General features: G+C 62.3%; 7 protein-coding genes. 5 read left to right on the plus strand and 2 right to left on the minus strand.

Features of this window, described 5'->3' with window-relative positions:
• The first annotated feature begins 39 nt into the window (after positions 1 to 39).
• From EQZ23_RS09815 to EQZ23_RS09825, 3 genes are all read left to right on the plus strand, one after another.
• Positions 40 to 2,961: a TonB-dependent receptor gene (locus tag EQZ23_RS09815; protein WP_240663455.1), complete on the plus strand. Its 2,922-nt coding sequence runs from the start codon at positions 40 to 42 to the stop codon at positions 2,959 to 2,961.
• 37 nt (positions 2,962 to 2,998) lie between these two features.
• Positions 2,999 to 5,053 (plus strand): discoidin domain-containing protein, encoded by a 2,055-nt coding sequence (locus tag EQZ23_RS09820; protein WP_240663456.1) that lies wholly within the window; start codon positions 2,999 to 3,001, stop codon positions 5,051 to 5,053.
• Positions 5,054 to 5,417: 364 nt separating this feature from the next.
• Positions 5,418 to 6,260: a GDSL-type esterase/lipase family protein gene (locus EQZ23_RS09825; RefSeq protein ID WP_164913416.1), complete on the plus strand. Its 843-nt coding sequence runs from the start codon at positions 5,418 to 5,420 to the stop codon at positions 6,258 to 6,260.
• 363 nt (positions 6,261 to 6,623) lie between these two features.
• On the opposite strand, the gene EQZ23_RS09830 is transcribed toward EQZ23_RS09825, so the two are convergent.
• Both EQZ23_RS09830 and EQZ23_RS09835 read right to left on the minus strand, forming a co-directional pair.
• On the minus strand, positions 6,624 to 8,051 hold the full coding sequence (locus EQZ23_RS09830; RefSeq protein ID WP_164913417.1) for a sulfotransferase: 1,428 nt from the start codon (positions 8,049 to 8,051) through the stop codon (positions 6,624 to 6,626).
• A gap of 115 nt (positions 8,052 to 8,166) precedes the next feature.
• On the minus strand, positions 8,167 to 11,259 hold the full coding sequence (locus EQZ23_RS09835; protein ID WP_240663457.1) for a TonB-dependent receptor: 3,093 nt from the start codon (positions 11,257 to 11,259) through the stop codon (positions 8,167 to 8,169).
• Between the two features lie 1,014 nt (positions 11,260 to 12,273).
• On the opposite strand from EQZ23_RS09835, the gene EQZ23_RS09840 reads away from it, so the two are divergent.
• On the plus strand, positions 12,274 to 13,167 hold the full coding sequence (locus EQZ23_RS09840) for a baseplate J/gp47 family protein (RefSeq protein ID WP_128454248.1): 894 nt from the start codon (positions 12,274 to 12,276) through the stop codon (positions 13,165 to 13,167).
• Positions 13,164 to 13,583, plus strand: coding sequence for a phage tail protein I (locus EQZ23_RS09845; protein ID WP_240663459.1), 420 nt, complete (start codon positions 13,164 to 13,166; stop codon positions 13,581 to 13,583). Before EQZ23_RS09840 ends, EQZ23_RS09845 begins: the two co-directional genes overlap by 4 nt.
• Positions 13,584 to 13,601: the final 18 nt, after the last annotated feature.

Consider the following 13,601-nt stretch of genomic DNA (forward strand, 5'->3'; position numbering starts at 1 on the left):
TGCCGATAAGGTCGGATGGACATGCCAGGGAGAGGCCAAATGGCGATGAAATCGTTGATTCTGTGTTCCGCATCGATCGCAGCCCTGATGCTGGGAGCGCCCGCAAACGCGCAGGCCGTGCCAACCACGCCGCAGGATCAGGCCGACCTGCCGGCGACCGGAACGCCCGCGCGCGTCGATGGCGACACGGTTCAGACGCCGCCCGCGGCCAGCCCGCCGACCACCGATCAGACCGCAACCGATCAGACCGACGAGGACATCGTCGTTACCGGCGTCCGCGCCTCGATCGTCGGCGCGCTGAACGTCCGCAAGAATTCGATCCAGATCGTCGACTCGATCGTCTCGGAAGACGTCGGCAAGCTGCCCGACAACAACGTCGTCGAGGCGCTCCAGCGCGTTACCGGCATTCAGGTCACCGACCGCGCCGGCGGCGAAGCGGCGACGATCACCATTCGAGGTCTGACCGATCCACTGACGACGCTGAACGGGCGCAACATCTTCACCGCGGCCGGCACGTCCTTCGCCCTGCAGGATATCTCGGCGAACCTCGTCAAGCAGGTGGATGTCTACAAGACCCGCTCGGCCGACCAGCTGGAAACGGGCCTGGCCGGGCAGATCGACGTACAGACCCGGCGCCCGCTCGATTTCGACGGCTTCACGATATCGGGCCTTGCACGCGGGCTCTATTCGGAACTCGCCGACAAGGTGAACCCGAACGCCGCGCTGCTGATCAGCAACCGCTGGAACACCGGCATCGGCGATATCGGCCTGCTCGTGAACGGCAGCTACACGCGCGCCGAATTCCGCAACCAGAATTTGCAGGCCGGCGCGATGGTGCCGTTCGCGACGGAAAACCCGGTGGCGGGTTCGGGTCTCGCCCCGCTGGAACGGATCTTCCCGGGCGACAGGAACCAGAACTGGACGCCGGGCCTGGATGCAGGCCTGCCTACCGCGCCGGGTTCCACGCTCAACATCAACGGCGTCGATACGCCCTATTACCTGTCGAGGGACGCGGTCATAGCGTCCGATCTCTACGGCAAGCGCGACCGTCGCGCGTTCAATGCCGCGCTGCAATGGGCGCCCAACGACCGTTCGGTCTACACGGCGGAAGTCTTCTACACCGGCTTCAAGGGCAAGACGTTCAACAGCCTGAATTTCAGCTTCGTCGACTGGTGGGGCAACCTGCCGGCCGATCCGGGGTCGAGCTTCGAGCTGTTCGACGGGACGAACATCATCAAGTCGCGTCAGGCGGGAGCGGTCGCGGGGTTCAACAGCGGCGACACGGCCACCAACAAGACCGACAGCTATGTCTACGCGTTGAACGCCAAATGGGATGTGGCCGACCGCGGCAAGATCTCGGCCGACCTTACCTATCAGGACAGCAAGAACGAGACGTCGTTCTTCGCCATCCGCACGGATCGCAAGTCGCTCGACATCGACGTGGACTTCAACGCGGGCGGCGGGCTGCCGTCGTACAGCTTCGGCAATCAGGCCGTACTGACCGACGCGACGGCCTGGACGGTCGGCAACCTGTTCGACAGCGGTACCAAGAATACCGGCAGCGCGCTGACGATGATGCTGGATGGCGAATATTCGTGGGACGACGGATTCCTGCGCCGCATCAAGTCGGGCTTCCGCTTCGACGACCGCAAGGCCGACACGTTTGTCCGCGACCAGGGCGCGGGGGGGCTGGGCACCACGCTGGCGGCCTTCGGTGAAGGCACCCCCTTCACCAACAGCGGCTTCTTCGGCGGTCGGGCAGACATTCCCACGAGCTGGGTGCAGGCCGATCCGCGCACCATGGACCGGGATGCCGTCCGCACGCTGTATCGCGCCGTGGCGCCCGGCCTGTTGCTCTCCGATCAGCTGAGCTTCGGCCAGGTGTTCGGCATCTCGGAAACGAATCTGGCCGCCTATGCGCTTGCCGATGGCGAGGTCAGCATCTTCGGGCGTCCCCTGCAGCTTCAGGCAGGCGTACGCTATGTGGCGATCGACACCGATTATGATTATTTCGATCGCGGTGCCAACTTTGCCCGGACGAGCGTGTCCAACGGTTCGGAGAAGTGGCTGCCCTCGTTCACCGCGCGCTATGCAGTCACGAATAACCTGCGCATCCGCTTCAACTATGGCGAAACGCTACGGCGTCCCGCTTTCGGTGATCTGAACCCCAATCCGGTGCTCACGGGCGACCTGTCGCGCATCGGCTTCGGTTCGGGCACGTCGGGAACCGCGAACCTCACCCCGACCCATTCGAAGAATATCGATCTGGCGGTCGAATGGTATTTCGAACGCAACAGCGCGATCTACGTGACGGCCTTCCGGCGTCAAATCGACGGGTTGGTCGTGCCGCTGACGGTGCGGGAATCGATCCCGAACAACTATCTGCCGCGCAACGAGACCTATACCGAATCGTTCAACATCACCCGTCCGGTGAACGCCTCGGACGGCGTGCTGAAGGGCGTCGAACTGGGCCTGACCTATTTCCCGACCTACCTGCCCGGTCCCCTGAACGGCCTCGGTGTCACCGGCAGCGCGACGATCCTGGATTCCGAACAGACCATTCCTCTCACCAATGCGGCCGGCGAGATTACGGGATCGACGAAGTCGGCGTTCTTCGGCGTATCGAAACTGTCGTACAATGCCACGCTGGCCTATGATACCGGGCCGATCGGCGCGCGTCTGTCGTACGTCTGGCGCAAGGGCTTCCTGCAGAGCAACGATGGCCGGTCGTTTGCCAATCCGATCGGTCTCTGGCGCGCGCCGGAAAAGAGCCTGGACTTCCAGCTGACCTTGAACATCAACAAGGATATCGGCCTGACTTTCGACGCGGTGAACCTGACCAAGGCGAAGCAGCAGAATTATTACAAGTTCGGCGATGTCGGTAACCCCGAGCAGTTCAACTCCAGTACGCTGCTGATCGACCGCACGTTCGCCATCGGTGCGCGCTATACGTTCAAATGATCCCGGCCCAATGATCCCGACACCAAGGAGAGACGGAATGATCCGACGCGGTATGAAGTCGATCCTCCGCTTGGCCTTGCTGTTCGGTGCGGCCATTCCGGTCGTCGCCGCGCCGGCGGCGACCGCACCGTCGCTTGATACGCACCGCATCGCCCGCGAGCGATTCGGCAACGACGCGCCCTGGTACGAAGAGCGCATCCCGTTCTTCGAATCCGCCGACCCCAGGCTCGATGCCGTCTATTATTACCGCTGGTCGCTGTTCCGCGCGCACCAGCGCGATCTCGGCGCCGACGGGTATATCTCGACCGAGTTCCTCGACGACGTCGGCTGGCAGCTCGAACCCTATGCCAGCCTGAACGACGCCACCGGCTTCCATCTCGGGGAGGGGCGCTGGTTGCGCGACCGGCGCTTTGCCGACGATTATATCGATTTCATGTACCGGCGCGGCAACGATCGCCACTTCACCGATTACATGGCGGATTCGGTCTATGGCCGTTTCCTCGTCGATGGCGACAGGGCTGGCGCGACCCGGCATCTCGCGGCGATGCGGCGGCTATACACCGCGTGGAACGACCATTTCGACACGAGCAAGGGGCTGTACTGGGTCGAGCCTTTGCTCGACGCTACCGAATACACGATCTCGTCGATCGACGCGTCGGGCGGCAAGGACGGCTTCCGCGGCGGAGACTCGTTCCGCCCGTCGATCAACGCCTACATGTATGCCAACGCCCGCGCGATCGCCCGGCTGTCGACCATGACCGGGGACAAGGCCGGCGCCGCCGACTACGACGCGCGCGCCGCCGCGCTAAAGAGCCGCGTCCAGGCCGGCTTGTGGAGCGAACCGCTCGGCCACTTCATCGATCGCTACAAGGTCGACAATGCGTTCGTGAAATACTGGGCGCCGATCCGCGGGCGCGAACTCGTCGGCTATCTCCCCTGGACGTTCGACCTCGCCGCCGACGATGCCAGGTTCGCCGGAGCCTGGACGCACCTGCTCGCCAGGGACGGGCTGGGCGGCGCCGCCGGTATGCGGACCGTCGAGCCGAGCTACGAACACTACATGCGGCAATATCGCTACGAGGGTACCGCACCCGAATGCCAGTGGAACGGCCCGATCTGGCCGTTCCAGACCACCCAGGTGCTGACCGGCATGGCCAATCTGCTCGATCACTATCACCAGTCGGTGGTGACGCGCGGCGATTACATGCGGCTGCTGCGGCAATATGCGGCGCTGCATTATCAGGGCGACCGGCTCGATCTGGAGGAGGATTACCACCCCGACACCGGCCGTCCGATCGTCGGACTGGCGCGCAGCCATCATTATTTCCATTCGGGGTTCGCCGATCTGATCCTGACCGGCCTGGTCGGGATCCGCCCCCGCGCGGACGACATGCTCGAGGTCAATCCGCTGTTGCCCGGCGCGTCCGATCCGCAAGGGCTGGCGTGGTTCCGGATGCAGGACGTGCCCTATCACGGCCACAGCGTCGCGGTGACGTGGGATGTCGACGGCCGGCATTATGGCGGCAAGCCGGGCCTGACGATCGAGATCGACGGCCGGCGGGTCGCGCACAGCCCCACGCTGTCGCGTCTCGTCGTGCCGGTTGTGCGGGCAGCCGTGCCCGAACTCCAGCGACCGATCGACCGCGCCGTGCAACTCGTCCGCGGCGCCTTCCCCAAGGGCAGCGCGTCGAGCGCCACCGACGTGGAAAACGTCCATGACGCGATCGACGGCCGCGTCTGGTTCTTCCCCGAACTGCCCAACGGATGGTCGTCCCCCAAAGCGCCCGCCGCATCGTCCCCCAGATCATCGGCGCCGCAGTGGTACGCGGTCGACTTCGGCAAACCGGTCACCGTGTCGCGCGCGGAACTGGCGTTCTTCGCCGACGGCAAGGACTTCGCCGCGCCGCGCTCGCTCCAGATCGAGGTCTGGGACGGCGGCCGTTGGAAGCCGCTCGGTGCGCCGGCCACCACACCCGTCGCCAACGGCATCACGACGGTCGGATGGACGCCGGTCTCGGCCAGCAAAATCCGGGTCAGCTTCCCCCAGATCCCCGCAACGCGCACCCGACTGGTCGAATTCAAGATTTTCTGAACGCCGCCGCGTGTCATCTCTTAATAGGCTGTTAATTACGTCCAACCCGATCGCTATCGATCCAATAGCGTTTGACCTTTGACTCGAGATTTGGCCTCAGATCCAACTTGGTCTGGGGAGGCCAGCATCGCGTTTCGCACCGCAGCGCGATGGGAGTGATCGGGGGTGATCGTGTTGCAGACTGCCAACCGCCCTCCGAAGATTGACGGGCGCCGACCGATTACTCGGTGAAACGCGCTATCCGGGGGGATGACGGACATGAGGCAAAGGATTTTTACGGCGGTCGCGCGCGCATGGGCTGCGCTTCGCGATGCGATGCGGGTACCGCCCCACGTACAACTCGCTCGATCGCAGTTTTCGTCCGGTGGCCGTTGCCATTCCTGTGGCGGCGAAGTGGCGATCGCCGAAACGGAATGCACCAGTTGCTGGTCCGAACGCCACGTTTGATCGCGCCCGACTGCGACGCCTTTCTAAAAAAGAGAATTTAGTCATGATTAAAGCTGGTTCGCGGGGGCGAGGTCGTTCGACCTGGCTTTATCTCCTTGCGCTGGTGGTGGCGGCATCCGCGGGTTTCTGGGTTGCTGCGATCTCGTTTCAGTACAAGCTGAAGCCGTATTTCTATGCGGTGAAGATCATCAACAGGGTGTCGGCGTTCGATCCGAACAAGGACTTCGTCTATCGGACCCTGTCGACGCTGTTCATCGAGCAGCCGTATCGAAAGGACGTCACGTTCCTCGGGGACTCGATCGTCGCGTTCGGGAAATGGGACGTGCTGCTGAAGGGGGTCGATGTCGACAACCACGGTATTCCGGGGGATACGACGCAGGGCCTGCTGCTGCGCCTTAGCCGGAACGAGGTCGTCGGGCGGACCGCGATCGTCATGCTGGGCGTCAACGATCTCAAGATGGAAATCCCGCGCGCGGCGACCGAGGCGAACCTCCGGGGCATCCTGCAGGCGCTCCGCGGCAAGCGCGTGATCCTGGTCGCGACGCTGAAAACCGGCATTCCCTCGACCAATGCAAAGCTCGCCCCGATCATCGAATTTGAGCGAAAACTCTGTACAGCCCCCACCTGCACCTTCCTAAACCCGAATCGCGATCTGGCGCCCATGGGGTATCTGAAGCCTGAATACACAGTGGATGGCGTGCACCTTAACTGGCGTGGATATCGTACGCTCGCCAACCAATTATCGGCCGCTACCAGCTAATCGGCGCAACGCGCGACGGTCGGGTGCCGGATGCGCGATGTGATTGCCAGAGGTTGGCGCGCCGAACTCGGTTAATCGGCCAGAAGCCTTGTAATACCGCAAACTCAGCAGTGCTTCTAGGCTGACTGCGTTTCGGTTCGCACTAGAATCCGGCATGTCCTGAAATGGAGGGATTGCAGTCGGGCGGCTTTGCTTACGCTTGCGGCTCGAAGTAGACTTTCGCTTGGGTGAATGATCCATGTCTGGCCAGTTTCGAACGTATCGTGCAAGCAACAGCCATTCCTATGACGCAAAGTAACCACGGCATGAGGATCTCGATATATCGCTTGTTTTCGTTGCGGCTATGTAGAGTCTATCCGTCACTTAACCATAGTAATTATTGAGAAATGGTTCGAGATGGCGGCTATAGCGGTGTCCTGATCCTATCGCACTGCGACTGATCGGTTGGCGTACCTGGGCGACGCTGGAGGTGAGCACAACACGTTCAGTCTTGTGGGGCGAAAGCGTACGGCGGTCTTGTGGCAGGCCCGCATGGGCGACAATATTGGAAATCCAGACGTCGGGATCGGTGACCAGCGCTTCATAGTCGACGCAGAGCAACCGACTCCCGAGGCGCGCCTGCCAGAAGGTGAACAGTCGGTCTTCCAGCGCGAAATGCGCGGCGATCGTCTCCTGCGACCAGCTCCACGGCACGCCGCGTGCGAAATAGGTATGAAAACACGACCATGCCGCGTCCAGCGGATCGCGTCGCAGCCAGATGATCGGTGCATCCGGCATCAGTGTCGCGACCAGTCCCAGCATTCGGCTTGCATCAAGCGTCTTGTCGACGACGCGGGCGCCGGGAGCAAAGCGCTCACCGACGAGGTGGTCGTAGAGCCCGACCAATTCGGCGTGGCCGCGGCCCGTGCGGGTGAACGCCGCCAGCGCATCGGGACCGAGCCCCCCGGCATCCTGCGCGATCGTCGACAACACGTTCAGTTCCCCGCCCCCCGCCACCGCGGGATGGCTCGCGAGACTATGTTCGACCAACGTCGTGCCGGACCGGGGCAGACCGGTCACGAACAGGCGCGTCGGCCCGGGCGCGTGATCGAAATGCGGTAGCGCGACGCCGTCCCACGCCGCGACGACCGCATCCGCCTGGGCGCGATCGGCCGCTGCGTCGTACCGGCGCTCCGCCCGCACCAGCGCGGCCCCCTGCGCAAAGGCAGCGAAGGCAGTGTCGATATCGCCGATGTCATCGAGCGCCTTGCCCAGAGCGTAAGACAGTGCCGCACGCGCCCCGTCCGGCACCGCAGTGGCCGCGGTCAGGCGCAACCGGGCCAGCAACGGATCGCCTTGCGTAAAACGGTGAATCGCGGACAGCTCGAGCCACGTCTGGCCAGACCGTGGATCGGCGTCGAGCACCATGCCGAAATAGCGGCGTGCGTCGTCAAACAATCCAGCCTCGGACGAAAGCGCTCCCATGAAATGCGCCAGCCGGATTTCACGCGGCGACGCTTCGAGCAGCGGCGCGGCACAGGCGCGGGCATCGGCGTTACGACCGGCGCGCGCGAGCATCACCGCTTCGGCGAATCGGTGCATGCGATCGTCGGGAGCCGCCGCGCGATGACGGCGGACCGCACGGAGTGCGAGCGTCCACTCGCCGTGCTGCGCGAGTATTTCCGCGAAAGCGGCCCAGCGATCGCCCACCACGAGGTCGCGATCGAGCCAATCCGCCAGCAGCGCGTTGATACCGCGGCGGTCGCGTGTCGCGATCATAGCTTGGAGGTCGGCGAGGGGGGCGGGGGTCATGGATGATCTCCACCATTCGTGGGTGGCGATGTCAAAGGAGGCAGCCCCCTGACACAAACAAAAAGAGGGGCGACACCGTGCGGTGCCGCCCCCCATGGTAGATCAGGCCGTAGCGTTACTCGCCGCGTGCCGCCTCGCCGAAGCGAAGGCCGAGCGTCAGGCGAACCGAGCGTGGTGGCTGATAACCCAATACTTGCGCATATTGCGTGTTGAGCGAACCGCCGGCATTGTTACCGAATTCATTGTAATCCAGCTTCGACTTGAAGTTGAATACGTTGAACACGTCCACGCTCATGAAGCTGCCCGGGAGCGCAGCGATATCATACTGCACGTTCATGTCGATCTGCTTGCGCCACTGGCTTTTGAACGCAGTGCTGCGATCGACGAGGTATGACGTACGCGATGGATCCGTAGGATCGACGAAGCTCGGACGACCCGAGAATTGCGGCTGCGTGCAGTAATAGCTCGCATTGTCATACGCCGCAGCGAAGTTGTTAGAGTCGAAATACTGGCCGATGCACGAGAATTTACGTGGCGATTCGAACAGCATGTTGGCGCCAATGCTGATCGACTTAGTCAGTCGATAGCTCCCGAACAGCTTGAACGAATGTGCACGCGCGTTGGCAAGTGTTCCATAAGCACCATCAAGCAGGCCAGGCTGGTCGAAATCCTGCGTCAGGCCCGCGTCGTCCTGTCCATTGTCGGATTTCACCGCGCCTTCGTAGTTTCCACGCAGTTTGGTGTAGGTGTACGAGCCACGCAGATACCAGCCGTTGGACGGCGCCTTTTCAAACTCGAACTGGACGCTGTCATATTTGCGGACCGCGTTCGGATAGCCAAGATCGGCAGCCGACAGGTTCGCGACTTCACATTGACGCGCATCCGCAGTGCAGTCGCCATCGAGCCGCACCTGAATGTCCTGACCGGGATTGGCAAGCACATATTGATGGAATCCGGTGAAGACGTCGCCGCAACCGTTGATGCCTTCGCGGTCGCAATACGACAGCACTGCCGCATCGATCGCGACGTCGTCCAGCGTCCGCCCCAGGCGACGATTGATGTACGTCAAGCCGAACGTCCAGTCGCCAAGCCGTTGCTGCGCACCGATCGTCCACTCATCGGTGTAGCTTGGTTTGAGCGAGGACGACACGAGCGTATCGGTCGCACCGAGCACGCCGTCCGAATACACCGCGCTGCAATTCACGCCGGCATCGGCTCCTGCAGCGGCTGGGCAAGGCCCGGCGACGCCGCCCGTGGTAACGCCCAACCCGACGATGTTGCCAAGCGCATCGTAGGTCAAACCAGCGGGAAGACCGTTCACGTCGAACACTGCCGGATTGACGCCCGTCGGATATGCGAAGCGCTGACGATAATAGAGCTCGGCACCGCCAAGGCGAATGTTGGTGTTGGTCGCCACCGGCAGGAAGTACCGGCTCCACGAACCACGGATCGTGGTCCGCTTGTCACCGAACACGTCGAAGGCGGCACCCAGCCGCGGGCCCCACTGATTGCCCGACTTGTTGAACGTCGTGCCCTCAAGCGTATCGTTGCTGAACCGATCGTTGCGCAACCCGAGTTGCAGCGTCAGGCGATCGTTGATCAGCGACCAATTGTCCTGAATGTAGTAAGATTCGTTCTTCGACTTCCACGTGCCTTGGTTCACGTAGTTATAGCGATAGACGTAGGTCGGAGCGAGAAGATAGCGATAGGTTCCGGCGTAGCGCGTATCCGTCGTAGAAGTTAGGTTTTCCTGCTCATATCCGAAACGGAAATGGTGCGAACCCAACAGGTTGACATAGATGTCGCCATCCGCGCGGAAAAATTTGCGAACGTCCTCGTCGGTGCTGAGACCGCTGGAGAAACCTCGGCCCGTGGTCGTCGTACCCGTGAGCGAGCTTTGGATCAGCGCCTGCACAGGCAATGGCGTAAAGGACTGTTCATCATGGTTCTCACCATAGGCCGCCGATAGGGTAAGCCACTTGCTGAACTGCCCGGTGTAGCTGCCGACGAAGTTATCACCACCCCGTGTTTCGACGATATCGCCAACCGGAGCGCCGATCACGCCAGTTGTCCCGTTGAACGCATCGTAGCGCGTCTTGATCGTTTGCGCGTTGCGGAAATACGTGCCTTCGAGACGGTGACCATCGGTAATGATCGCGTCGATTTTGCCGCCGAAGAACGGCGAGCTGTTGGTTGTCGTCAGGCGCTGCCCGGCAGTGATGCTGCTGTCCTGCGTCTTGCTGTAGTTGGGGTTATATAGACCGTAGAAGAACAGGCGATCCTTGATGATCGGTCCGCTCAGATAGAAGTTGGCCTCAACGTTATCGTTATAGTCGGTCTGGTTGTAAGCGGCATAGGTGTTGGGCGAATCATCACGCAGCGCGTCTGGTGCAAAGGCAATGATAGCGCCAGCCTTGAGCGTGTTCGAACCGGACTTGGTGACGGTGGTCGTAAATCCGCCCAGTGCACGGCCATATTCGGCGGAAAGGCCGAACGTCTTCGTGTCGAAGCTCTGGTAGAATTCAATCGGTGGGTTCTGGCTACCGACGAAATTCCGGAAATTGGTGACGTTCAGGCCGTTCACGTAATACTGATTCTCGGCGACGGTCGCGCCGCTCAACGAGGCGAGGTTGCCGAAGGTTGAATCGCCGGCGGTGGCACCTGGCGCGAGCAGCGTCAGTGCGGTCTGGTTGCGGGCGATTGGCGTACTGTTCAGCAGGTCGCTGACGTTGCTGATCGCGAGACCACCAGTGTTGGTGCTGAAATCGTTGCCGCGAACCGCGCGACCGGTAACGACGATCTCGTCGCCACCCGCGGGTGCACCCGCCGCAACCGCAGCCACGGTGAAGGTGTAGGTCGCGCTCGAACCGGCGACCACTGAGACGTTACGGTCGATCACCGACTGGAAGCCCGGGGATGCGACGGTTACGGAATAGGTACCCACCGGCAGTGCCGGGACGCGGAAACCGCCGTCGGCGGAAATCTCGGCGGTACGCGTGAAACCCTGCGCGTTCGACACCACCGTCACCGTGCCGCCCGAAACGCGCGTGCCTTCCGGCGTTACCACCACGCCGACCATGGCGCCGTTCGTGAAATCCTGCGCCGCCGCGGGGGCCGACACGATCGCCGCCCCAACAAGACCGGCGCCCATGAGCGCCAACGCGTGCAACGCGGCACCGCCACGTAGACAGTTCGATAACTTAGTCACTGGTACATCCCCCGTTTGACCCGGGCCCGCCGGCTTCGCCGCCTGAGTCCAGGTTTTGACCGTCCCCTCTCGACCACATTGCTTGCGATCCCAGAGCGACATGACGCGCAGATGAACAAACGGTTATGTTTATGTAAACCCGGATTATTAGCGTTAAGACGTTTGGCGGATGTCCTGTTACAGAAATGACACGGTAGCTGTCTTTCATTACGCGTTATTTGCTGCTTTTATAGGCAGCTTCTGCCCAGTGGGTACTAATTGAGCACCTGTAGCCACACAGGGGAATGATCGCTTGGCATCGACATGTGATCCTTGCGAGGTTCGGTGTTTGCCACCAGGGCAACGTCACGTCCCCTGCCTTGATCGACCAGATGTGCCAACCATCGGCTTCCCTGATGTCATGATCATACACTTCGTCCCTAGAACACCTACAATCAGTCCCTCAGCTTCAGCCCGTGCCGCGTAGGGCATTGCGACGATCCGATTTTCTAGAAAGCATTCGTACGGTACCGCCTCTGCTTTCACGTGATCCGAACGGCTGATCAGCATGCGCACGGCCCGCCTCCGAGCGCTTGAATAGAGAACGGTCGCTCATGTCGTTTTGGACTATGGTGGCAGCCGTCGCGGCCTGCGCCGGCTCTCGGCTAAATTGGTTCAGGTTGGCCACGACGTCGCCAACGGCAAACGCACGCGCCGCAGCTGAACTACTGTCCACAACGAGGCTAGGTGCCCGCTGGGATCGAACCTCGATAGGCCGTGTCCGAAGCCAATGTTTTGCCAGTAGCGGATGTCCGTCACCAATGTGGGCGCGAAAGCGGCTAGCTGAGAATAACTTCTAAAAGTGTTCAGACCCTGACCATAAAGATGAACGAAGACGCGTTATCGCCATCCTTCACTCCAAAGCGGACGGGCCTCTTTCCTCCCCATTCCGGACATAACTGCGTCTTGTAGAGAGCCTCTCTGCAAGACCCCGCGATAGCCTTCCGCACCGAAGCGCGCCGACATGGCCTGACCATGGCCACCACCACCTCCACCACCGTCGATCTGTCGCGCCTGCCCGCGCCGATCGTCGTCGAGCAACTGACGTTCGACCAGATCATCGCGCAGATGGTTGCGACGCTACGCAAGGAACTGCCGGCGTTCGACGCGACGGTCGACAGCGATCCCGCGGTGAAGGTGCTGCACGTCGCCGCCTATCGCGAGTTGATCGTGCGGCAGGCGTTTCAGAACGGCGCTTTGCAGCTCTTCGTCGCCTATGCGACCGGTCCACGCCTCGATCATCTCGCCGCGCTAATCGGCGTCACCCGCCAGATCGTCACGCCAGCCAACCCGGCGACGGGCGCAGTCGGGATCTACGAAGACGACGGTCGTTTGCGCCAGCGCATCGTTCTTGCGCCCGAAGGATTCTCCGTCGCTGGCCCCGAGCTGGCCTACGTCAAGCACGCGAAGGATGCGTCTGCCGACGTCCTCGATGCCAGCGCAACAAGCCCGGCACCTGGTGAGGTCCTCGTGTCCGTGCTCTACGGCGGTGGTGACGGCACAGCGCCTGCTGCGCTGATCGCGAAGGTCGCCGCCATCGTGACGGCACCGGGCATTCGCCCGCTCGGTGATAATGTGACCGTCGCCTCGGCCAAAATCGTGCCGTTAGTGGTCAACGCCCCGCTCGTCACGTTCAACGGCCCGGATCCCGCGCTGATCGTCGCCACCTCACTCGTGGCGTTGCACGCCTTTCTCGCCGAAAACCGCAAGCTCGGTCGCACCGTCACGCGGTCGGGCCTCATCGCGGCGCTGAGCCAGGCAGGCGTTCACCGTGTCGATCTCGACCTCGCGGCAGACGTCGTGTGTGACGGAACGCAGGCGGCGAACTGCGTCGCCATAGCCGTCACGCACTGCGGCTATGCGTCATGAGTCTGCTGCCCCCCAATGCGACCCTGCTCGAACGCGCGCTTGAGGAAGCCACCGCGCGGATCGGCGCGATCACCGCGCCGATCGACACGCTGCTCGATCCGTACCTGATCCCGGCCGAATGGTTGCCGTGGTTCGGCTGGGGGCTTTCGTTCGATAGCTGGGACGCGGACTGGACCGAAGCGGTCAAGCGCCAGGCGGTCGCCGAATCGATCGCGCTGCACCGGATTAAGGGTACGCGCGCCTCGGTGGAGATCGTGCTGCGCCGCTTCGACCAGCTCGCGCACGTCGTCGAATGGTTCGAGGCTGCGCCGCGCCACACCGCATACGTTCGAAGTCATCCTGCCCCTCAGCGTCGGGGGCGTTGCGCCCGGCGGTACGCGCGCCACCGCCGCCTTTTCCGAAGCCATCATCCGTGAGGTTTCCCGCGCCAAGCC

This window comes from Sphingomonas sp. UV9 (assembly GCF_004101245.1).
Taxonomy (GTDB): Bacteria; Pseudomonadota; Alphaproteobacteria; order Sphingomonadales; family Sphingomonadaceae; genus Sphingomonas.